This window comes from Mycolicibacterium sp. ND9-15, from assembly GCF_035918395.1.
Lineage (GTDB): Bacteria > Actinomycetota > Actinomycetes > Mycobacteriales > Mycobacteriaceae > Mycobacterium.
In genome coordinates this window covers 1,070,851-1,092,283 of the sequence record NZ_CP142362.1, presented here as the reverse complement: position 1 = coordinate 1,092,283, position 21,433 = coordinate 1,070,851, and the positions used below count along the sequence as shown (strand labels likewise).

Genomic DNA, 21,433 nt, shown 5'->3' with positions numbered 1-21,433 from the left:
ATAGCATTCCTGGCGGCATTTCGGCCTCCATCACGACCACCGGTTCTCGCTCGGCGCTAGCTAGAAGGCGTGACGGACCTCGCTGAGGCGGACGCGGCCGTCATCGGCCAGCACCCCTTCGGCGCGCAGCCGTTCCAGTTGTCGGGTGGCCAGATGCGCGGCCGGTTTGCCCGAGGCGGTGATCACCCGGTGCCACGGCAGGTCCGACGAATCGGTGCGCATGATCCAACCGACGATGCGCGGACTGGAAAGCCCTGCGGCTTGCGCGATGTCGCCATACGTCGACACCCGGCCGGGAGGAATCGCGGCGACCAGCGCGCGCACGGTTTCCACCTGCTCGTCGGTGATCGCCGCCATCGCTAGGACTCGAGTTGCTCGCGGATCAACGCCGCCGTTTCGGCGGGCTTGGCGTGGGGCACCATATGGTCGCAGTCCCACTCCAACAGTGTGAGATCCGCGCCGAGACGCTGCGCCAGCGCCGCGACGATTTCCTCGGTCGCATACGGCGGTGTCGTGCGGGCGGCACGCACCAAGGTCGTGGGAGTACCAGTGGGCGGCAACGGAACCGGACGGGCCAGCTCGCTCCAATACGACATCATCGCCGGGATGCTGATCCGCCAGCCGACCCGCCCGGACGGCAGTGCGATCAGGTGTTCGTCGAGATCACGATCCAGTTCGGCCGGCTCGACCTCACCCCACGACCCGTTCGCCTTCTCGGCGCGCGCCTCGGCGCGGTCCGTGTAGTCGGGCGAGGCGAACATGTCGTCGGCGATCCGACGCATCCAGTCGCCGTCCAGGCCCATCGCCGGGTCCAGCAGCACCACCCGCGACACCAGATCCGGCCGGGCGGCAGCGAGACTCAGCGCGACCGCGCCGCCGAAGGAGTGGCCGACCACCACCACGGGTCCGTCCGCTTCGATCAACTCGGCCAGTGCCGCGACGTTCGACTCGACCGTCCACGGCGCCGCCCATGACGACCGCCCATGCCCGATCAGATCCGGTGCGACGATGGCATGCTCGGGCAGGTGCCGTGCCGCCAGCGTCTGCCACCGCTGACCGTGGCCGGTCAGGCCGTGGATCGCCAACACCTGGGCCCGCGTCGCCGGCCCGTACCGGTGAACATGCAGTAGTTCGGTCACAACGGTTGATGCTGCCAGCTTCGGCTGCCGGTGAGATGTCGGACCCCCGTGGTGTCATGCCCACATGTCTGCACCGCACACCGACCTCACGCCGAGCGCGCTCACCGATCCCGGCGCCCGCGGCGTGGTTCGGGTGATCGGCGGGGCGGGTAATGGTAAGAGCGCGCTGCTGGTCCAGACGGCGGCCGCGCGCATCGCCGCCGGGATGGACCCGGAATCGGTTCTGCTGCTGACCGGTTCGGCCCGGCTCGGTGTGCGGGCGCGCGCACACATCACCTCCACGCTGTTGCGGGCGGGTGTCCGCGCGGTGGTGCGCGAACCACTGGTGCGCACCGTGCACTCGTACGCGTTCGCGGTGTTGCGCTTGGCCGCGCAGCGCAACGGCGATCCGCCCCCCCGGTTGATCACCAGTGCCGAACAGGACGGCATCATCCGCGAACTGCTCGCCGGCGACCTCGAGGACGGCGACTCCGCGGCGACCGCGTGGCCGCAACACCTGCGGCCCGCGCTGAGCACCGTCGGCTTCGCCAACGAGTTGCGTGACCTGCTTTCTCGCTGCACCGAACGCGGAGTGGATCCCCTTGAGCTGCAACGAATCGGGCGGCGTGCGGGCCGGTCGGAGTGGCTGGCGGCCGGTCAGTTCGCCCAAGCCTATGAACAGATCATGCTGCTGCGCTCGGCGGTGGGAACGGCCGCACCGCAAGCCACCATCCCGGCGCTCGGCGCCGCCGAGCTGGTGGGCGCGGCGCTGGAGGCGTTCGCCACCGACTCCGAGCTACTGGCCGGCGAGCTGGCCCGCGTCAGACTGCTCCTCGTCGATGACGCGCAGCAACTGGACCCGCAGGCCGCGCGGTTGGTTCAACTGCTCGCGCAGGGTGCCGAACTCACCGTGCTCGCAGGCGATCCCAACCAGGCGGTATTCGGTTACCGCGGTGCCGACCCGGTGTTGCTGCGCGGTGACGAACCGGCGATCGTCCTGACCGAGTCGCGCCGCTGCGCACCGGTCATCGCCGGAGCCATCACCGAAGTCGCACGACGGTTGCCGGGTGCCGGCGACGGTCGCGTGCTGACCGGAAGACCCGGTTCGGCGGGCACGCTTGGCGTGCGCATCGCCGCCTCACCGCACGCCGAGTCGGCGATGATCGCCGATGCGCTGCGACGGGCCCACCTCGTCGACGGGGTCCCGTGGTCGCAGATGGCTGTCATCGTGCGCTCGGTCCCTCGCCTCGGCGCCGCGCTGGCCCGCACGCTGTCGGCCGCGGGCGTCCCGGTGCACACGTCGACGTCCGCGGCGCCGCTGGGGGAGCAGCCCGCGGTGCGGGCCCTGCTGACCGTGCTCGCGGCGACCGCGCAGGGTCTCGACGCCGAACAGGCGTCGGCATTGATGACCGGGCCGATCGGTCGCGTCGATCCGGTGTCGTTGCGCCAGTTACGGCGCGCGCTCCGGCGGGCCGACGGTTCCCAACCGCCACGCGAGTTCGCCGGGCTGCTGGTCGACGCACTGAAGTGTGGCGTCGACGGACTGCCCGAGCACCTGGCTCGGCCCGTGAATCGCGTGCGCAATGTGCTGGCCGCCGCCGGCCGCAGCGTCGACGACGGGGCCGACTTGCGCTACACCCTGTGGCAGGCCTGGCACCGCTGCGGCCTGCAACGGCGCTGGCTCGCGGCAAGCGAACGCGGCGGCCCATCGGGCGCGCAGGCCGATCGTGATCTCGACGCCGTCACCGCGCTGTTCGATGTCGCCGAGCAGTACGTCAACCGCACCGCGGGCGCCACCCTGCGCGGGCTCATCGACCATGTCCAGGGGCTGCGGCTGCCTCCCCGCGACGAGGGCAGCGACCTCGAGGCGGTCGCGGTGCTCAGCGCTCACGCCGCGATGGGCCGCGATTGGGAATTCGTCGTCATCGCCGGTCTGCAGGAAGGCCTCTGGCCCAACACCGTTCCTCGCGGCGGTGTGCTGGCCACCCAACAGCTCGTCGACGTGCTTGACGGCGTCATCGCACCCGGCGACCGCGCAGTGTCGACCAGGGCGCCGCTGTTGGCGGAGGAGCGCCGGTTGCTCATCGCCGCGATGGGCCGTGCCCGAAACCGCCTGCTGGTGACGGCCGTCGACAGCGACAACGGTGACGAGTCGATGCTCCCCTCGGCGTTCTGCTATGAGTTGAGCGCGCTGGCCGGCGACAGTGGTACGGACGTCACCGCCCCGGTCGCCGCACCCCGGGTGCTGGCGCCCGCCGCGTTGGTCGGGCGGTTGCGGGCAGTGGTGTGCGCAGCCGATGGTGCGGTCGATGATTCCGCCCGCCGCTGTGCAGCAACGCAGTTGGCGCGTCTGGCGGCTGCCGGTGTGCCGGGCGCCGACCCCGCGCAGTGGCAGTCGCTGACGCCGCTGTCCAGCGAGGAACCGCTGTGGAGCGGCGACGGCCACGTCGTGACGCTCTCGCCGTCGACGCTGCAGATGCTCACCGATTGCCCGCTGCGCTGGCTGCTGGAGCGTCACGGCGGCGCCGACGCTCGCGATGTGCGTTCCGCGGTCGGCTCGCTGGTGCACGCCCTTGTCGCCGGCCCGGAACGCACCGAAAGCCAGATGGTCAACGAGCTCGAAAAGGTCTGGCCCAAGCTGCCGTTCGAGTCGCACTGGTATGCCGGCAACGAACTCGGCCGCCACCGTGCGATGCTGGCGACGTTCGCGCAGTGGCTCGCACAGACCCGTGGCGAACTCACCGAGGCGGGCACCGAGATCGATATCGACGGCGTGATCGTCGGCGGCCCGGACGGCGAGCCGGACGTGCGAGTGCGTGGGCGCGTCGACCGCCTCGAGCGGGACAGTGATGGGCGGCTCGTGGTGGTCGACCTCAAGACCGGCAAGAGCCCGGTGACCAAGAACGACGCGCAGAGCCACGCCCAACTGGCGATGTATCAGCTTGCGATCGCCGAAGGCCTGCTCGGTCAGGGTGACTCGGCGGGTGGCGGTCGCCTGGTCTACCTCGGCAAGACCGGTGCCGCGGGTGCCACCGAGCGGGTCCAGGACGCGCTGACGCCCGAGAAACGCAGCGGATGGCGCGACATCGTGCGCCAGGCCGCGACAGCCACGCAGGGCCCCGAGTTCGTCGCGCGGATCAACGACGGGTGCAGTCACTGCCCGGTCCGCGCGATGTGCCCCGCACACACCACCATTGGAGGCGGACGATGAACCAGCGCTACAGTCCGCACGAACTCGCCGCGGCACTGGGCATCTTCGCACCGACCGACGAGCAGGCCGCGGTGATCGCCGCGCCCTCGGGACCCCTCGTGGTCATCGCCGGCGCCGGCGCGGGCAAGACGGAGACGATGGCCGCACGGGTGGTGTGGCTGGTCGCCAACGGGTACGCCCGCCCCGGCGAGGTTCTCGGCCTCACGTTCACCCGCAAGGCCGCCGGACAACTGCTGCGTCGGGTTCGCACCCGGCTGGCCCGCCTCTCGGGAACCAGCATCCTCGATGGCGCCATCGGCGTTGACGAAACCCCCACCGTCAGCACGTACCACGCCTTCGCGGGCAACCTGCTACGCGAGCACGGGCTGCTGCTGCCCCTCGAGCCCGAAACCCGGCTGGTGAGCCAAACCGAACTGTGGCAGTTGGCCTTTCGCGTGGTCTGCGACTACCCGCAACTGGACACCGAGAAGACACCGGCTGCGGTCACGTCGATGGTGATCAGACTTGCGGGCCAGCTTGCCGAGCACCTCGTCGACACCAACCAGTTGCGCTACACCCACGTCGAACTCGAGCGGCTGGTGCACACGCTGCCCGCCGGTCCGTACCAACGCGATCGTGGTCCGAGCCAGTGGCTGCTGCGCCTGCTGGCCGCCCAGACCGACCGCACCGAGCTGGTGCCTTTGATCGACGCATTGCGCCAGCGGATGCGCGCCGAGAAGGTGATGGACTTCGGTATGCAGATGGCTTCGGCCGCCCGGCTGGCCGAGGGTTTCCCGCACGTCGGGGAGCAACTGCGCGCCCGCTACCGGGTCGTGCTGCTCGACGAGTACCAGGACACCGGCCACGCCCAGCGGGTCGCGTTGTCGTCGTTGTTCGGCGGCGGGGTGGACGACGGCCTCGCCCTGACCGCCGTCGGCGACCCCATCCAGTCGATTTACGGCTGGCGCGGCGCGTCGGCCACCAACCTCCCGCGCTTCACCACCGACTTTCCCCGTTCGGACGGCACTCCGGCGCCCACGTTGGAGCTGCGCACCAGCTGGCGTAACCCGCCGCGCGCCCTGTACCTGGCCAACGCGGTGTCGGCACAGGCGCGGCGCCGTTCGGTGGCGGTGCGTTCGCTGCTGCCCAGGCCCGACGCCCAGCCCGGGACGGTCCGGTGTGCGCTGTTGAACAACGTTGCAGCAGAGCGTGATTGGGTTGCCGATCACATCGCCGAGATCTACCACGGTGCGCGTGCCGACGGTGTGCCCGCGCCGACGGCGGCCGTACTGTTGCGGCGTAACGCCGATGCCGCACCGATGGCCGATGCGCTCACCGCACGCGGCGTGCCGGTCGAAGTGGTGGGTCTGGCAGGCCTTCTCGGCATGCCTGAGGTCGCCGACGTGGTTGCGATGTTGCGACTGATCGCCGATCCGACGGCGGGCAGCGCGGCCATGCGTGTGCTCGCTGGGCCGCGGTGGCGGCTTGGTGGCCGCGACATCACGGCGCTGTGGCGGCGCGCGGTGCAACTGGACGGCATCGGCAGCGACGAGATCGCCGGCGCCGCCGAGCGGATCGCCGCTCAGGCTGCCCCTGACGCCGACACCGCCTGTCTGGCCGAGGCGGTGACCGATCCCGGTGCGGCCGAGGCGTATTCGTCGACAGGTTACGCCCGGATCGTCGCGCTGGGTCGCGAGTTGACCGCCCTGCGGGCGCACCTCTCGCACCCGCTTGCCGAATTCGTCGCCGAAGTGCGCAGGGTGTTGGGAGTCGACACCGAGGTGCGCGCACGCCGTCCGGTCTCGGCGGGCTGGTCGGGGACCGAACATCTCGACGCGTTCGCCGATGTGGTGGCCGACTTCGCCGGCCGCCCGGGCTCCGACGTGACCGGGCTTCTGGCCTACCTGGAGGCCGCCGAAGACGTCGAGGACGGGCTGGCGCCCGCCGAGATCTCCGTCGCCACCGACCGGGTGCAGATTCTGACGATCCACGCGGCGAAGGGACTCGAATGGCAGGTGGTGGCCGTTCCACACCTGAGCGGCCGGGTGTTTCCGTCCACCGGCGCCAGCCGCACCTGGCTCACCGACGCGGGGGAGCTACCGCCGTTGCTGCGCGGCGACCGGGCCACGATGTCCGAGCACGGCGTCCCGGTGCTCGACGCCACGGACGTCAACGACCGCAAGCAGTTGTCCGACGTGATCGCCGAGCACAAGAAGACTCTCGAGCAGCGCCGTATCGATGAGGAACGCCGATTGCTCTACGTGGCGCTCACCCGCGCCGAGGGCACCCTGCTTCTGTCCGGTCACCACTGGGGAGCGGCCGAGACCAAGGCCCGCGGCCCGTCGGCGTTCCTGTGCGAACTCAAGGACATCATCGACGAGTCCGCCGCCGCGGGTGAACCCTGCGGCGTCGTCGAGCAGTGGGCGACCGCTCCCGCCGACGGCGAACCGAACCCGCTGCGGGACAGGGTTATCGAAGCCGTGTGGCCCGCAGACCCGGCCGGATCGCAGCGCGGCGACCTGGATCGGGGCGCCGCGCTCGTGGCCGAGGCGATGGCGGGGGGCTGCGAGGAGTCTGCCGCCGACTCCGGCGAGGGTTGGGTGGCCGACGTCGACGCGCTCATCGCCGAGCGCGATCCAGTGGCCGATCGGTCCGCGCCTCCGCTCTCACTTCAGGTGTCGGTCAGCACGCTGGTGGAACTGGGTAGGGACCCCAAGTCGGTCGTGCAGCGGATGCGCCGGCGCGTACCGACGCGGCCCGATCCGCATGCGCTGTTGGGCACGGCATTTCACGATTGGGTTCAGCGCTTCTATCATGCCGAGCGGCTGTTCGACCTCGACGATCTGCCGGGCGCGGTCGACCACGCCGCCGTCGTGGCCGACGAACTCGCCGAACTGCAGGCGGCGTTCGCGGTGTCACCGTGGGCCGCCCGCACCCCGATCGATGTGGAGGTACCCTTCGACATGGTCATCGGCGAGCGGGTGGTGCGGGGCCGCATCGACGCGGTGTTCGCCGACGACGACGGCGGCGCGACCGTGGTGGATTGGAAAACCGGTGAGCCGCCGAGCACACCGCAAGCCAAGCAGCACAGCGCAATTCAGCTGGCGGTCTACCGGCTGGCGTGGGCGGCGCTGCACGGATGCGCGGTCGAATCGGTACGGGCCGCGTTCCACTACGTGCGCAGCGGCGTCACCGTCACCCCCGACACGCTGCCCGGCGTCGACGAACTCGCCGGATTGCTCGAGGTCGCCTAGGACTCGCGGTAGACCTTCACGGCCTCGACGATCATCGGAACCTGCAGCGGCAGGCGAACGATCGCGATCGCTCGCATCGGCCACGGCTTGTTCCACCACAACCGGACCATGTTGAGGTTGCCCGGGAAGACCGCAAAGAACAGCGCCGCCGCGGCCAGGGCACCGAAGCGCCGCGTCTGCGGGGCGGCCAGCAGCCCCGCCACGCCGAGTTCGGCCACACCCGACGCGTAGGTGTAGAACCGCGGGCTGCCGGGCAGTTCGGCGGGAATGATCGCGTCGAACGGTTTCGGCGCGACGAAGTGCAGGGTGCCGATTCCGAGCAGGCCGGCGGCCATCCGGTAGGCGCGCGACGGATTGGCGGCTTGCTGCAGTTCGGGCGGGACAGAGGTCATGATTACATTGTGGCGTGCACATCCCTGCGGGACCGGTAATGGGTTCTCGTGGAAAAAGGTAGGTTGCGGCGCCGGCTCGCCGCGATCGAGCAGGACCTGACCACCCAGCCCGTCGCGGCGCTCACCGACATCCTGCGGATTCCCGAACCGTTCGTCAGCCCGGGGCAGAAGATCTTCCGCCGGGTCATCTACGCCACGCTGGCGCTGTTCGCCGCGGTGCTCATCGTCTATTTCGACCGCGACGGCTACCGCGACGTGCAGGACAACCAGCTGTCGTTTTTGGACTGCTTCTACTACGCGACGGTGTCGCTGTCGACGACCGGCTACGGCGACATCACCCCGTTCTCGCCCGAGGCGCGGTTGGTCAACGTCCTGGTGATCACCCCGTTGCGGGTGGCGTTCCTGATCGTTTTGATCGGCACCACGGTGGAGACGCTGACCAGCCAGTCGCGTGCGGCATTGAAGATCCAGCGATGGAGGAGCAGAGTGCGCAACCACACCGTCGTCATCGGCTATGGCACCAAGGGCAGGACGGCCGTCGCCGCGATGGTCGGCGACGAGGTCGCACCCGCCGACATCGTCGTCGTCGACATGAATTCCACTTCGCTGGAGCGGGCCCGCGGCGCCGGACTGGTCACCGTCCACGGTGACGCAACCAAAGCCGACATCCTGCGCCTGGCCAGCGCACAGCACGCGAAGTCGATCATCGTCGCCACGGACGACGACGCCAGCGCGGTGCTGGTCACCCTGACCGCACGGGAACTCGCGCCAAACGCCAAGATCATCGCCGCCGCCCGTGAATCCGACAACCAGCACCTGCTCAAACAGTCCGGGGCGGACTCCACCGTGGTGTCCTCCGAAACCGCGGGACGGCTGCTGGGCATCGCCACCCAGACCCCCAGCGTCGTCCAGATCATGGAAGACCTGCTGACCCCCGACGCCGGCTTCGCGATCGCCGAACGCGAGGTGACGCCCAAAGAGGTCGGCGGGTCCCCGCGGCATCTGCACGACATCGTGCTCGGCGTGGTGCGCGACGGAGCGCTGCTGCGGGTCGACTCACCGGAGGTGGACACGGTCGAGGCCGGTGACCGGCTTCTCTACATCCGCAATGCGGATTCCGAGTGAATATCCGAGTGAATATCCGAGTGAATATCCGAGTGATATCCGAGTGATGACGCCGTTCCGCCTTCGCAACGTCCCGCTGCTCTCCCGCATCGGCGCCGACCGCGCCGACGCGCTGCGTACCGATATCGACGCGGCGCTGGCCGGGTGGCCGGACGCGCAGGTGCTGCGCGTCGACCGTCGCAACCAGGTGCTGATCGCCGACGGCCGGGTCGTGCTCGGCGACGCCGCCAAGCTGGGGGACCGGCCTCCGGAGGGCGCGGTGTTCCTCGGCCGGCTGAACGACGGTCGGCATGTGTGGGCGATCCGCGCCGCGCTCGAGGGCCCGCAGAACCCGCACACCGAGACCGAGGTGCTCGACCTGCGCCGGGCCGGCCAGGTGTTCGACGACGTCAGCGCGCAGCTCGTCGCGACCGCGACCGCGCTGCTCAACTGGCATGACAACGCGCGGTTCAGCACCGTCGACGGTTCACCGACCAAATCGATCAAGGGCGGCTGGTCGCGGATCAACCCGGTCAACAGGCACGAGGAATTCCCCCGCATCGATCCCGCGGTCATCTGCCTGGTGCACGACGGACACGATCGCGCGGTGCTGGCCCGCCAAACGGTGTGGCCGGAGCGGCTGTTCTCGATACTGGCGGGCTTCGTCGAGGCCGGTGAGTCGTTCGAAAGCTGCGTCACCCGCGAGATCGCCGAAGAGATCGGATTGACCGTCACCGACGTGACCTATCTCGGCAGCCAGCCGTGGCCGTTCCCGCGCTCGCTGATGGTCGGCTTCCACGCGATCGGCGATCCCGAGCAGGAGTTCTCGTTCAACGACGGCGAGATCGCCGAGGCGGCGTGGTTCACTCGCGCCGAGATCCGCGACGCCCTCGAGCACGGCGACTGGAGCAGCGACTCGCCGTCCCGGCTACTGCTACCGGGGTCGATCTCGATCGCGCGGGAGATCATCGAATCCTGGGCCGCACTGGACTGAGCGCGACTAACTCGCCAGCTTGGCCTTGACCTCACGGGCGGTCGGGTTCGTCAGCGTGGAACCGTCGGGCAGCTTCAGTGTGGGGACGGTCTGGTTGCCGCCGTTGGCCGCGGCGACGAACTCCGCGGCAGCGGGGTCCTCTTCAATGTCGACCTCGGTGAACGCGATGCCCTCGACCTGTAGCGCCTTCTTCAGGCGCACGCAGTAGCCACACCACGTGGTGGTGTACATGATCACGGGAGTCTGTGTTGCGCTCATAACGGGTTCAACGTAACGGATGGATCGAACATGCCCTGCGGCGTACCGGTCACTTGTCACCGGGCCCTGCCAAGATGGACCGCATGTCGGTAGAGGCCGCTTCTGTGCGCAGTGGCTCGAACTCGATCGAAGACCTCGACGACGAGCAGCGCGAAGCCGTGCTGGCCGCACGCGGACCGGTGTGCGTGCTGGCCGGCGCGGGTACCGGCAAGACCCGCACCATCACCCGGCGCATCGCTCATCTGGTCGCGGCCGGGCACGTCGCGCCCGGACAGGTCCTCGCGGTCACGTTCACTCAACGCGCCGCCGGGGAAATGCGGGCTCGGTTGCGCGCGCTCGATGAAGGCGTCGGCACCGGTTCGGTGCAGGCGATGACGTTTCACGCCGCTGCCCGGCGCCAACTGTCCTACTTCTGGCCCCGGGTCGTCGGCGACACCACCTGGGAACTGCTCGACACCAAATTCGCGGTGGTGGCGCAGGCCGCGAACCGGGCGCGCCTGTCGACCAGCACCGACGATGTGCGCGACCTCGCCGGCGAGATCGAGTGGGCGAAGGCGTCGTTGATCAGCCCGGAGGGCTATCCCGCGGCGGTCGCGCAGGTGGGCCGCGACATCCCGTTCGAAGCGGCGAAGGTGGCGGCGGTGTACGCGGGCTATGAGGCGCTCAAGGCCCGCCGCGACGGGACCACCCTTCTGGATTTCGACGACCTGCTGCTGCACACCGCCGCGGCCGTCGAGACGGATGCCGCGGTCGCGCAGGAGTTCCGCGACCGCTACCGCTGTTTCGTCGTCGACGAGTATCAGGACGTCACGCCCCTTCAGCAGCGCGTGCTCGATGCCTGGCTCGGTGAACGCGACGACCTCACCGTCGTCGGCGACGCCAACCAGACCATCTACTCGTTCACCGGCGCCACTCCCCGCTACCTACTGGACTTCTCGCGGCGCTTTCCCGATGCGGCGGTTGTCCGCCTGGAACGCGACTACCGTTCGACGCCGCAGGTGGTGTCGCTGGCGAACCGGGTCATCGCCGCCGCGCGTGGCCGGATGGCGGGCAGCAAGCTGCATCTCGTCGGCCAGCGGGACCCTGGCCCGGCGCCCTCGTTCGGCGAATATCCCGACGAGGTCGCCGAAGCCAAGGCGGTGGCCAAGCACATCAAACGCCTGCTGGAATCCGGCACCGAACCGGCCGAGATCGCGGTGCTCTACCGCATCAACGCACAATCGGAGGTTTACGAGGAGGCGCTCACCGAGGCGGGCGTGCCGTTCCAGGTCCGCGGCGGCGAGGGGTTCTTCAACCGCCAGGAGATCCGGCAGGCGCTGGTGGCGCTGCAGCGGGCGGCCGAACGTGACCTCGACGGCGAGCTGCCCGAGGTGGTGCGTTCCGTGCTGGAACCGCTCGGGCTCACCGCCGAGCCGCCGCCGGGCACCAAGGCGCGGGAACGGTGGGAAGCGCTGACGTCGCTGGCCGAACTCGTCGACGAGGAGGTCGCGCTGCGTCCCGGCCTTGATCTGCGCGCACTGCTGGCCGAACTACGCCACCGGGCCGATGCCCGCCACCCTCCGGTCGTTCAGGGCGTCACGCTGGCGTCGCTGCATGCGGCCAAGGGACTGGAGTGGGACGCGGTGTTCCTGGTCGGGCTCGCCGACGGCACGTTGCCGATTTCGCACGCCCTGGCGCACGGTCCCGACAGTGAAGCGGTGGAGGAGGAGCGCCGGCTCCTTTATGTCGGAATCACCAGGGCCCGTGTGCATTTGGCGCTCAGCTGGGCGCTGGCCCGCGCACCCGGTGGTCGTCAGAGCCGCAAACCGTCCCGGTTCCTCAACGGCATCGCACCACAGTTCCCGACGAACAGCGACATCCCGGCCAAGCCCCGCCGTCCGCGCGGTGCCACCCCGCGCTGCCGCGTGTGCAACGGCGTGTTGAGCGCACCTGCCGCAATCATGTTGCGCCGCTGCGAAAGCTGCCCGTCCGACATCGACGAGGCATTGCTGACCGAACTCAAGGACTGGCGCCTGCGCACCTCCAAGGAGATGAGCGTGCCCGCCTATGTGGTGTTCACCGACAACACACTGATCGCGATCGCCGAGGCGCTGCCCACCGACGATGCCGCGCTCGTTGCGATCCCGGGTATCGGTGCACGCAAGCTCGAGCAGTACGGCGCCGACGTGCTCGCGATGGTCAAGGCCCGCCAATCGTCGTAAAGATCGCGCCAAAACCGCTGGTCAGAAAATCAGTTGTCAGTCGCGGCTGTTACGCTTAGCCTCGAGTTCGCACCGCTTGGGTGCTTTTTCGTGCGAGAGGAGGGGCCGACATCATGGGTAGCAACAGCGCGTTCACCGGCGTAGCCGCTGTCGGCATGCCGCGGTCCCTCCATGCCGTCGCCACTGCGGCGCATCCCGCGCACGCCGCCGGTGCCGCCGCTGCCATCACCCCGCAGCGCAAGCGCCGCGCCGCCGCCGCGACTGCGAAGTCCGTCGATCGGGGCACCATCTAGGTAAGCCCAGATTTCGCCGAAAAAGGCCACGGACCCGCAGTCGGATCCGTGGCCTTAGTCATTGAGAAGTCATCGGCCCTCTCGAAGACCTGGTCACGGATCGAGCAGAAGAGATACGAAACCCACGACCAGGAAGCAGAGGACTGGACATGTCAATCGCGACATGCCGAGAGAAGACGAAGCTGGCGGTGCCGTGTCACGAGACCGATCCCGATCTGTGGTTCGCCGAGGATCCCCTCGAACTCGAACGCGCCAAGGCGTTGTGCGCGGACTGCCCGATCCGGCGCGAGTGTCTCGCTGCCGCGCTGGAAAGGCAAGAGCCATGGGGTGTTTGGGGTGGTGAGATCCTCGAGCGGGGCACGATCATCGCCCGTAAGCGGCCACGTGGCCGGCCACGCAAGGACACCGTCGGGAACCCGGCAGCGGCCTGAGCCGGCTGTGCGAATACGTCGCCGAGCGCACGGTTGTGCACGCAAACCGCGAGTAGAGCCGCGAACAAGCGTGCGCTCGGCGTGACGCCGCCGAAACGTTAGGCCGCTTCCTGGGCGAAGCCCGGAATCAGCTCGGTGGCCAGCCTTCTCGCCGGAACGTGGGCATCCAGTTGGCACGCGATCGCCACGTTGGAGGCGATCACCCGCATCGGAATCGCCAGATGGGCCGGGATGTCCATCTGCCGAGCGGCCTTGAGTTGGCCGGCGGCGCGATCGGGTCTGATGTTCGCCGTGGTGATGCGCTGCAGCCATTTGCGGTTGTAATGGAACGTCTCGTTTTCGAGTGGTTCGACGTATTGGCGCATCATGTCGTCCATCTCACGCTTGGACACCTGCTCGCCCTTCTGGATGAACCCGACCTTCTGCATCGTCGTCAGCAGGTTGTCGTAGTCGTCCTCCAAGGCATACCGCGTCGCCAGGCCGATCTCGATCGGAATACCGCCGGGCATCGGCGCGACGGCGCCGAAGTCGATGACGCCCATCCTGTCGTCGGACAGCAGCATGAAGTTACCGGGATGCGTGTCGCCGTGCATCATCTCCAGCCGGCGAGGCGCGTCGTAGGTCAGCTCGAAAAGCCTGGTGCCCATCAGGTCTCGCTGTTGCTGGGTACCCTCGCGAATGATCACCGACATCGGCACGCCCTCGATCCACTCCTGGATCACCACCTTGGGCGCGCTGGCCACGATGTGCGGCACCACGAAGTGCGGGTGGCCTTCGTAGGCCTTGGCGAACGCCCGCTGATTGTCGGCCTCGAGCCGATAGTCGAGTTCCATCTCGGTGCGCTCGATGAGCTCGTTGACCACACCGTCGACGTCGGCGCCGGGAGCGAGCTGCTTGATCACACCCACCATCCGCTGCATCGTCTTCAGGTCCGCGCGCAGCGCCTCGTCGGCGCCGGGGTACTGAATCTTGACGGCGACCTCGCGGCCGTCCGACCACACCGCCTTGTGCACCTGGCCGATGCTGGCCGACGCGATGGGTTTGTCGTCGAACGACGAGAACCGCTCGCGCCACTTCGTGCCCAGTTGCGCGTCCAGGACCCGGTGGACCCTGGCGGCGGGCAACGGCGGAGCCTCGCGCTGCAACTTGGTCAGCGCCTCGCGGTACGGCTTGCCGTACTGCTCGGGGATCGCCGCCTCCATCACCGACAGGGCCTGGCCGACCTTCATCGCGCCGCCTTTGAGCTCACCGAGCACGGTGAACAGCTGCTGGGCAGCTTTGTCCATCAGCTCGGCGTTGACCTCGTCTTTCGACTTACCGGTCAACCGCTTTCCGAAGCCCAACGCGGCCCGGCCGGCCATGCCGACGGGCAGGCTCGCCAGCTTGGCGTTGCGCGCAGCCCGGCCCCGTTTGATTTCACTCACCAGACCATCATCCACGACACCGCTGAACACACCGCACCGACTTGCCAACGCGCGATGTCAACATGCGCACCGCGGATGCCGCGACCATCGGCGCGCCACCACCGAGCCCACGTTGACGTCGAACTCCAGCGTGGTGTCGAGCGTCGGTGGCGGGTCGGTGGGACGGCTCACGTCGGCGCCGCCGCGGACCGCCCGAATGACGCGGTCGACCTGGTTGAGTGCCAGCGCGGCGGTAGCCAGCACCGTCGCCCGGTCGGCGCTTCCGACGGTGTGGCGCAGCTGCGCGGCGACCGCGGGCCACGCCGCATCCCGGTCGCTGCGGTGTAGATCCGCGCACCTCAGACAGCTCGTCACACCCGGGATGACCAGCGGCCCGACCAGGCCGACGCCGTCGCGCACCCGCACGGGCAGATGTGCGACCCCGGCGGCGTGCAGTTCGCGCACCACGCGGGGGTCCGCCACCAGATAGTCCGCCAGGACCACCAGATCAGTGGGCGCCGACGGCGCGCCGGTGTTGGTTCGGTTGCTGTGGGTGATGCGCGCACCCGAGCAGCGCAGCGCCCCGGCGAGCAGATCCGACAGGGGCCCGCGGCCATGGATGCGCACCGCCGCGGCGCGACCGCGACGTCGCGCGCCGGATGTGACCACCCCGGCGTCGACCAACGACGCGATCAGGTCCTCAACGATCGCTGCGTCCACCGCGGGGGCGCGCGCCTGCAGGTCGGTCAGTTCTGCGCCGGACTGCAGGTGGCGCAGCAGGTTCGCCAACGTCGCTGTGGGCAGCCCGGACGGCGGACGGATCAGCACCGCACGCCGCGGGTCCCAGCCCACCTGCACGGCCCCGTCGGGCCGCAGGAGCACCGGTGTCTCCGCGCTCAACGCGTATCGCGTCATCGATCGAGCCTGCCACGGCGCGCGAGGACCAACCGGAGTTATCCACAGGGCTCAGCGGCCGGTGTCGTCGTCCTTGCCGCTGTCGGGATTCTGGATCTCTTTTTCGAGGTCGGCGATCGCCTCCTCGATGGCGCTGTCCATGCCGCTGGTGTCGCCACCGATCATCCGGTCGATGAACCCGGCGGGCTCGTCGAGATCCTCGGCGCTGGGCAACAGGTCGGGGTGCTGCCACACCGCGTCGCGACGGTCGGAGCCGACAGCCTGGGTCAACCGCTCCCAGAGCACCGCGGCCTCGCGCATCTTGCGCGGCCGCAGTTCCAGCCCCACCAGCGTCGCGAACGTCTGCTCGGCCGGTCCTCCGGTGGCGCGGCGCCTGCGCAACATCTCCGCCAGCGCCGACGTCCCTGGAATGCGGTTGCCGAGCGCGTCGGACACGACGGTCTGCACCCAACCCTCGATGAGCGCAAGCAGCGTCTCCAGCCGCTCCAGGGCTGCGGTCTGCTCCGGCGTCGCCTTCGGCTCGAAGATGCCCTGGTTGAGTAGCTGCTCCATCTGCGCGGGGTCGGTCAGGGCGGCCGGATTGATCCCCGACGCCAATTCCTCGATACCGCTCATGTCGATCTTCATGCCCCGGGCGAACGCCTCGACCGCGCTGAGCAGCTGACTGGCCAGCCACGGCACGTGGCTGAACAGACGGTGGTGCGCGGCCTCGCGGGCAGCAAGGAACGTGAGCACCTCGCTGCGCGGCTGCTCGTGGCCTTCCGACAGCGACTCGACCGCCTCCGGCAGCAGCGCGGCCACCCCCTTGGGTCCCAGGGGCAGCCCGATATCGGTGGAGGTCAACACTTCTCGCGACAGCTTGCCCAGCGCCTGACCGAGCTGCGAGCCGAACGCCATTCCGCCCATCTGCGTCATCATCGCCAGCAGCGGGCCGGCCATCGCGCGGGCCTCCTCGGGTAGCGCGGAGACCCACACCGTGGAGATCTGCTCGGCGACCGGGTCGCACAGCCGCTTCCACGTGTCGAGCGTGTTGTCGATCCAGTCCGTCGGCGTCCAGGCGACGGCCTTGCTGGTGCCGGCGGGCAGCGCGGTCACGCCGTCGAGCCAGGTGTCAGCCAGATGCACGGCGTCGGCGATGGCCGCAGCGGTCTTTTCCGGCACCGGCGCGACGAAACCGATCTGGCTCGACGCCAGCTGGCGGGCCAGGTCGTAGTTCACCGGTCCGGACTGCTTACCGCCGGCCATCGCGCCGCCGGCGCCGCTGAACATCTCGCCGAGCTTGGAAAAGATCTGACCCAGCTGCGACATGTCGAACTCGGACCCGCCTTCGAAGCCCATGCCGAACGGGTCGCCGGCCCCGCCGGGGCCGGAGTCGGGATCTTTCTTGCGCTTCTCGCCCTCGGGGTCATCCCCGGCGGAAAAGCCGAAAGGCAGGTCAGCCATGTCCTCAACCGTACTCACCGAGGCCGTGCGGTGTGGGTGCGCGGCTCTCGCTGACAGCGAACCGGCCCTCGACCCCGCCGATTTCTGCGTGACGGTCGTGCTCGGGGGTTTTTCACAGCCCTGCGGTGGAAGTCGTGTGCACGGTCACCTTTACATTGGGCGGCGTGAACAGGCGGACTTTGACGTTGCTCGTCGCGCTCGCCCCCATCGTGGCGTTCGGGGTGCTGGTGTCGATGGTGAAGGTGCCGTACGTCTCACTGGGGCCCGGGCCGACGTTCAACACGCTCGGCGAGGTCGACGGCAAGCAGGTCGTCGCCATCGAGGGTGCCGACGTCTATCCGACGTCGGGACATCTGAACATGACCACGGTGTCGCAGCGCGATCAGCTCAGGCTGGGCGAGGCGATGGTGCTGTGGCTGTCGGGCCGCGAGCAGCTGGTCCCGCGTGATCTGGTGTACCCGCCGGACAAGACCCGCGAAGAGATCGACAAGGCCAACACCACCGACTTCCGCAACTCCGAGCGCAGCGCCGAGTACGCCGCGCTGCACTACCTGGACTTTCCGATGGCGGTGACGGTGGAGAACGTCAACGACCCGGGACCGTCGGCGGGCAAGCTGGCCGACGGCGACGCGATCGACGCCGTCAACGGCAAGCCGGTGGCGACCCTCGAGGAGTTCCAGGCCCTGCTGAAGGACACCAAGCCCGGCGACACCGTGGTGCTCGACTACCGTCGCCAGGACGGTCCGCCCGGCGTCGCCACCATCACGCTGGGCGAGCACCCCGAGCGCGACCAGGGCTATCTCGGCATCGGGGTCCTCGACGCGCCCTGGGCGCCGTTCTCGATCGACTTCAACCTCGCGAACATCGGCGGTCCGTCTGCGGGATTGATGTTCTCGCTGGCGGTGGTGGACAAGCTCACCACCGGCGACCTCAACGACGGCCAGTTCGTCGCGGGCAGCGGGACCATCAGCGGGGACGGGGAGGTCGGCGGGATAGGCGGCATCACCCACAAGATGCTGTCCGCGCGCGAGGCGGGCGCGACCATCTTCCTGGTGCCCGCCGACAACTGCGAGGAAGCCAAGACCGCACCGCAGGACGGCCTGGAACTGATCAAGGTCGACACCCTGGGGCACGCCGTCGACGCCCTGAAGACCTTGTCCGCCGGTGGCGAACGCCCCCATTGTTAGATCGACGCGGCAGAGCCGTTGCGTAGAGTTGTGGCGGAGTTTGGGGTGACGTCGATCAGGACGTACGGGAATGAGACTGGAGTCGACGAGTGGGTATGCGGCCCGCAGCACGAATGCCGAAGCTGACACGACGTAGCCGAATTCTCATCGCGGTGGGGGCCGTAGCCGTCCTCCTGTTGTTGATCGGGCCCCGGCTGATCGACACCTACGTCGACTGGCTGTGGTTCGGCGAACTCGGCTACCGCTCGGTGTTCACCACGGTGCTGTTCACCCAGATCATCTTGTTCCTCGTCGTGTCGCTGGTGATCGGCTCCATCCTGTTCGCCGGGCTGGCACTGGCCTATCGCACGCGGCCGGTGTTCGTGCCGACCAACGGCCCCAACGACCCGGTCGCGAGCTACCGCACCGCGGTGATGGCGCGGCTGCGGCTCGTGGGCTTCGGCATCCCCGCGCTGATCGGCCTGTTCATCGGGCTGTTCGCGCTGGGGCAGTGGGAGACCGTGCAGCTCTTCCTGCACGGCAACAGCTTCGGGATCACCGACCCCCAGTTCGGCAAGGATCTCGGCTTCTACGCCTTCGACCTGCCGTTCTATCGGCTCGTCCTCAACTACTTGTTCGTCGCGACCTTCCTGGCGTTCCTCGGAAACCTGTTGGGCCACTACCTGTTCGGCGGTATCCGGCTGTCCGGCCGCACCGGCGCGTTGAGCCGTGCGGCGCGCATCCAGTTGATCACCCTGGTCGGCATCCTGATGCTGCTCAAGGCGGTCGCCTACTGGCTGGACCGCTACGAGTTGCTCAGCCACACCCGCGGCGGTAAGCCGTTCACCGGCGCGGGCTACACCGACATCAACGCGGTGCTGCCGGCCAAGCTGATCCTGATGGCGATCGCGGTGATCTGCGCGGCCGCCGTGTTCTCGGCGATCGTGTTGCGCGACCTGCGCATTCCGGCGATCGGCGTGGTGCTCTTGCTGCTGTCGTCGCTGGTGGTCGGTGCGGGCTGGCCGCTGGTGGTCGAGCAGTTCAGCGTGCGGCCCAACGCGGCGCAGAAGGAAAGCGAATACATCAGCCGCAGCATCTCGGCGACCAGACAGGCCTACGGACTCACCGACGAGGTGGTCAGCTATCGAGACTACCCGGGCGACGCCCCGGCGACCGCCGCGCAGGTGGCCACCGACCGGGCGACGACATCGAACATCCGGGTGCTCGACCCCAACATCGTCAGCCCGGCTTTCACGCAGTTCCAGCAGGGCAAGAACTTCTACTACTTCCCTGATCAGCTGAACATGGACCGGTACCGCGACAACGACGGCAACCTGCGCGACTTCGTCGTCGCCGCGCGCGAACTCAATCCCGACCGACTCATCGACAACCAGCGGGACTGGATCAACCGCCACTCGGTTTACACCCACGGCAACGGCTTCGTCGCCTCACCGGCGAACACCGTGCGCGGGGTGGCCAACGACCCCAACCAGAACGGCGGGTATCCGGAGTTCCTGGCCAGCGTCGTCGGCGCCAACGGCGAGGTGATCTCGCCCGGGCCGGCCCCGCTGTCGCAGCCACGGATCTACTACGGTCCGGTCATCGCCAACACACCGGCCGATTACGCGATCGTCGGCGAGAACGGCGCGCCACGCGAGTACGACTACGAGAACAACGTCGAGACCAGGAACTACACCTACACCGGCAGCGGCGGCGTCCCGATCGGCAACTGGCTGACCCGCAGCGTGTTCGCCGCCAAGTACGCCGAGCGGAACTTCCTGTTCTCCAACGTGATCGGTGAAAACAGCAAGCTGCTGTTCAACCGAGACCCGGCCGACCGCGTGAAGGCGGTGGCGCCGTGGCTGACCACCGACACCACCGTGTACCCCGCGATCGTCAACGAGCGGATCGTCTGGATCGTCGATGGTTACACCACGCTGGACAACTACCCGTACTCCGAGCTGACGTCGTTGTCCTCGGCCACCGTCGACTCCAACGAGGTGGCGCTGAACCGGCTGCAGCCCGACAAACAGGTCTCCTACATCCGAAATTCCGTCAAGGCCACCGTCGACGCCTATGACGGCACGGTGTCGCTGTACGCCCAGGACGAGCAGGATCCTGTTCTGCAGGCGTGGATGAAGGTCTTCCCCGGCACCGTCAAGCCCAAGAGCGAGATCACCCCGGAATTGCAGGAACATCTGCGCTATCCCGAGGATATGTTCAAGGTGCAGCGTGCGCTGCTGGCCAAGTACCACGTCGACGACCCGGTGACCTTCTTCTCGACGTCGGACTTCTGGGATGTCCCGCTGGATCCGAACCCGACGGCCAGCAGCTTCCAGCCGCCGTACTATATCGTCGCCAAAGACCTTGCCTCCGACGATCGTTCGGCGTCCTTCCAGCTGACCAGCGCGATGAACCGGTTCCGCCGCGACTTCCTGGCCGCCTTCATCAGCGCCAGTTCTGACCCGGACACCTACGGCAGGCTCACTGTGCTGACGATTCCCGGTCAGGTCAACGGTCCGAAGCTGGCGTTCAACGCGATCAGCACCGACACCACGGTGTCTCAGGAACTGGGCCTGATCGGCCGCGACGGCCAAAACCGCATCCGCTGGGGCAACCTGCTCACGTTGCCCATGGCCGACGGAGGGTTGCTCTATGTCGCTCCGGTGTACGCCTCGCCGGGTACCAGCGATGCCGCATCGTCCTACCCGCGCCTGATCCGGGTGGCGATGATGTACAACGACAAGATTGGTTTCGGCCCCACCGTGCGCGATGCGCTGACCAAGTTGTTCGGCCCCGGAGCTGACGCCACGGCCACCGGGCCCGCGCCGATCGCCGGGCCGGGCGGGCAGCAACCCGCCGCGCCGCCACCGGCCGACGGTCAACAGCCCGCGGCCCGTCCGCCGGCCAACCAGGAAGGCCGGGCGCCGGAGGCGCCTACCCCCGCGGCGGTGCCGCCGGGTGGGCCGGTGCAGCTGTCGGGTCCGAAAGCCGCTGCGCTGCAGGAGGTCAATACGGCGCTCGACGCGCTGCGTCAAGCCCAGCAGAGCGGTAACTTCGGTCAGTTCGGCGAGGCTCTGCAACGCCTCGACGACGCGATGCGCAAGTACCAGTCGGCCGGGTAATCACTTGCCGGCGCGAGCGACCGCGTCTGTACAGCGACACGCCGCGTCGGCACGTACATTCGCGGTCGCTCGCGCCAGGTGACCGGCCATGCGAGGGCAAGTCATCGCCCGCGGTGACCGCGCGATTTGGAAGTGCACGTCCGCCT

The 21,433-nt window shown here is 68.7% G+C and carries 16 protein-coding genes; 9 read left to right on the top strand and 7 right to left on the bottom strand.

The window, feature by feature from the left end:
• Positions 1–60 precede the first annotated feature (60 nt).
• Positions 61–357, bottom strand: a complete 297-nt coding sequence (locus QGN32_RS05330; protein WP_326547602.1) for an MGMT family protein — start codon at positions 355–357, stop codon at positions 61–63.
• Positions 358–359: 2 nt separating this feature from the next.
• Entirely contained in the window at positions 360–1,139 is a 780-nt protein-coding gene (locus tag QGN32_RS05325) for an alpha/beta fold hydrolase (RefSeq protein WP_326547601.1), read from the bottom strand.
• 64 nt (positions 1,140–1,203) lie between these two features.
• On the opposite strand from QGN32_RS05325, the gene QGN32_RS05320 reads away from it, so the two are divergent.
• Both QGN32_RS05320 and QGN32_RS05315 read left to right on the top strand, forming a co-directional pair.
• Positions 1,204–4,329 (top strand): ATP-dependent helicase, encoded by a 3,126-nt coding sequence (locus tag QGN32_RS05320; RefSeq protein WP_326547600.1) that lies wholly within the window; start codon positions 1,204–1,206, stop codon positions 4,327–4,329.
• The gene (locus tag QGN32_RS05315) at positions 4,326–7,562 is read left to right on the top strand and encodes an ATP-dependent helicase (protein ID WP_326547599.1); all 3,237 of its coding nucleotides are present in this window, start codon (positions 4,326–4,328) and stop codon (positions 7,560–7,562) included. The genes QGN32_RS05320 and QGN32_RS05315 overlap by 4 nt, the downstream gene beginning before the upstream one ends.
• Here QGN32_RS05315 and QGN32_RS05310 read toward each other — a convergent pair.
• The gene (locus tag QGN32_RS05310; protein ID WP_326547598.1) at positions 7,559–7,954 is read right to left on the bottom strand and encodes a DoxX family protein; all 396 of its coding nucleotides are present in this window, start codon (positions 7,952–7,954) and stop codon (positions 7,559–7,561) included. The genes QGN32_RS05315 and QGN32_RS05310 overlap by 4 nt on opposite strands.
• Before the next feature lie 48 nt (positions 7,955–8,002).
• On the opposite strand from QGN32_RS05310, the gene QGN32_RS05305 reads away from it, so the two are divergent.
• Positions 8,003–9,079 (top strand): potassium channel family protein, encoded by a 1,077-nt coding sequence (locus QGN32_RS05305; RefSeq protein WP_326547597.1) that lies wholly within the window; start codon positions 8,003–8,005, stop codon positions 9,077–9,079.
• A gap of 46 nt (positions 9,080–9,125) precedes the next feature.
• Positions 9,126–10,052, top strand: a complete 927-nt coding sequence (gene nudC, locus QGN32_RS05300; protein ID WP_326547596.1) for an NAD(+) diphosphatase — start codon at positions 9,126–9,128, stop codon at positions 10,050–10,052.
• A gap of 6 nt (positions 10,053–10,058) precedes the next feature.
• Here the strand turns inward: nudC and QGN32_RS05295 are convergent, their stop codons facing one another.
• Positions 10,059–10,310, bottom strand: coding sequence for a mycoredoxin (locus QGN32_RS05295; protein ID WP_326547595.1), 252 nt, complete (start codon positions 10,308–10,310; stop codon positions 10,059–10,061).
• A 74-nt stretch (positions 10,311–10,384) separates the two neighbouring features.
• Here QGN32_RS05295 and QGN32_RS05290 point away from each other — a divergent pair, with 74 nt between their 5' ends.
• The 3 genes from QGN32_RS05290 (at position 10,385) to QGN32_RS05280 (ending at position 13,235) form a co-directional block, all read left to right on the top strand.
• Positions 10,385–12,511, top strand: coding sequence for an ATP-dependent DNA helicase UvrD2 (locus tag QGN32_RS05290; protein WP_326547594.1), 2,127 nt, complete (start codon positions 10,385–10,387; stop codon positions 12,509–12,511).
• A gap of 113 nt (positions 12,512–12,624) precedes the next feature.
• Positions 12,625–12,804, top strand: a complete 180-nt coding sequence (locus tag QGN32_RS05285) for a hypothetical protein (protein WP_326547593.1) — start codon at positions 12,625–12,627, stop codon at positions 12,802–12,804.
• A 149-nt stretch (positions 12,805–12,953) separates the two neighbouring features.
• Positions 12,954–13,235: a WhiB family transcriptional regulator gene (locus QGN32_RS05280; protein ID WP_326547592.1), complete on the top strand. Its 282-nt coding sequence runs from the start codon at positions 12,954–12,956 to the stop codon at positions 13,233–13,235.
• Positions 13,236–13,333: 98 nt separating this feature from the next.
• Here the strand turns inward: QGN32_RS05280 and QGN32_RS05275 are convergent, their stop codons facing one another.
• Genes QGN32_RS05275 through QGN32_RS05265 form a run of 3 tightly spaced genes read right to left on the bottom strand, consistent with a single transcriptional unit; the run spans position 13,334 to position 16,996 of the window.
• Complete coding sequence (locus QGN32_RS05275; RefSeq protein WP_326547591.1) at positions 13,334–14,674, bottom strand: macrolide-binding ATPase MABP-1; 1,341 nt, start codon at positions 14,672–14,674, stop codon at positions 13,334–13,336.
• A 42-nt stretch (positions 14,675–14,716) separates the two neighbouring features.
• A complete protein-coding gene (locus tag QGN32_RS05270) occupies positions 14,717–15,553 on the bottom strand; it encodes a cyclodehydratase (protein ID WP_326547590.1) in 837 nt (278 codons plus the stop codon).
• A gap of 51 nt (positions 15,554–15,604) precedes the next feature.
• Positions 15,605–16,996 carry a zinc-dependent metalloprotease gene (locus QGN32_RS05265; RefSeq protein ID WP_326547589.1) on the bottom strand — a complete coding sequence of 464 codons (1,392 nt, stop codon included), beginning with the start codon at positions 16,994–16,996 and terminating at the stop codon, positions 15,605–15,607.
• 164 nt (positions 16,997–17,160) lie between these two features.
• Here QGN32_RS05265 and QGN32_RS05260 point away from each other — a divergent pair, with 164 nt between their 5' ends.
• Both QGN32_RS05260 and QGN32_RS05255 read left to right on the top strand, forming a co-directional pair.
• Positions 17,161–18,183, top strand: a complete 1,023-nt coding sequence (locus QGN32_RS05260) for a YlbL family protein (RefSeq protein WP_326547588.1) — start codon at positions 17,161–17,163, stop codon at positions 18,181–18,183.
• Between the two features lie 89 nt (positions 18,184–18,272).
• On the top strand, positions 18,273–21,287 hold the full coding sequence (locus QGN32_RS05255; RefSeq protein ID WP_326547587.1) for a UPF0182 family protein: 3,015 nt from the start codon (positions 18,273–18,275) through the stop codon (positions 21,285–21,287).
• Positions 21,288–21,433: the final 146 nt, after the last annotated feature.

What these genes read in the sequence shown, in the direction of transcription:
- QGN32_RS05330 (WP_326547602.1), bottom strand. Translation starts at nt 357, where the DNA reads ATGGCGGCGATCACCGACGAGCAGGTGGAAACCGTGCGCGCGCTGGTC.
- QGN32_RS05320 (WP_326547600.1), top strand. Translation starts at nt 1,204, where the DNA reads ATGTCTGCACCGCACACCGACCTCACGCCGAGCGCGCTCACCGATCCC.
- QGN32_RS05315 (WP_326547599.1), top strand. Translation starts at nt 4,326, where the DNA reads ATGAACCAGCGCTACAGTCCGCACGAACTCGCCGCGGCACTGGGCATC.
- QGN32_RS05310 (WP_326547598.1), bottom strand. Translation starts at nt 7,954, where the DNA reads ATGACCTCTGTCCCGCCCGAACTGCAGCAAGCCGCCAATCCGTCGCGC.
- nudC (WP_326547596.1), top strand. Translation starts at nt 9,126, where the DNA reads ATGACGCCGTTCCGCCTTCGCAACGTCCCGCTGCTCTCCCGCATCGGC.
- QGN32_RS05295 (WP_326547595.1), bottom strand. Translation starts at nt 10,310, where the DNA reads ATGAGCGCAACACAGACTCCCGTGATCATGTACACCACCACGTGGTGT.
- QGN32_RS05290 (WP_326547594.1), top strand. Translation starts at nt 10,385, where the DNA reads ATGGACCGCATGTCGGTAGAGGCCGCTTCTGTGCGCAGTGGCTCGAAC.
- QGN32_RS05285 (WP_326547593.1), top strand. Translation starts at nt 12,625, where the DNA reads ATGGGTAGCAACAGCGCGTTCACCGGCGTAGCCGCTGTCGGCATGCCG.
- QGN32_RS05280 (WP_326547592.1), top strand. Translation starts at nt 12,954, where the DNA reads ATGTCAATCGCGACATGCCGAGAGAAGACGAAGCTGGCGGTGCCGTGT.
- QGN32_RS05270 (WP_326547590.1), bottom strand. Translation starts at nt 15,553, where the DNA reads ATGACGCGATACGCGTTGAGCGCGGAGACACCGGTGCTCCTGCGGCCC.
- QGN32_RS05265 (WP_326547589.1), bottom strand. Translation starts at nt 16,996, where the DNA reads ATGGCTGACCTGCCTTTCGGCTTTTCCGCCGGGGATGACCCCGAGGGC.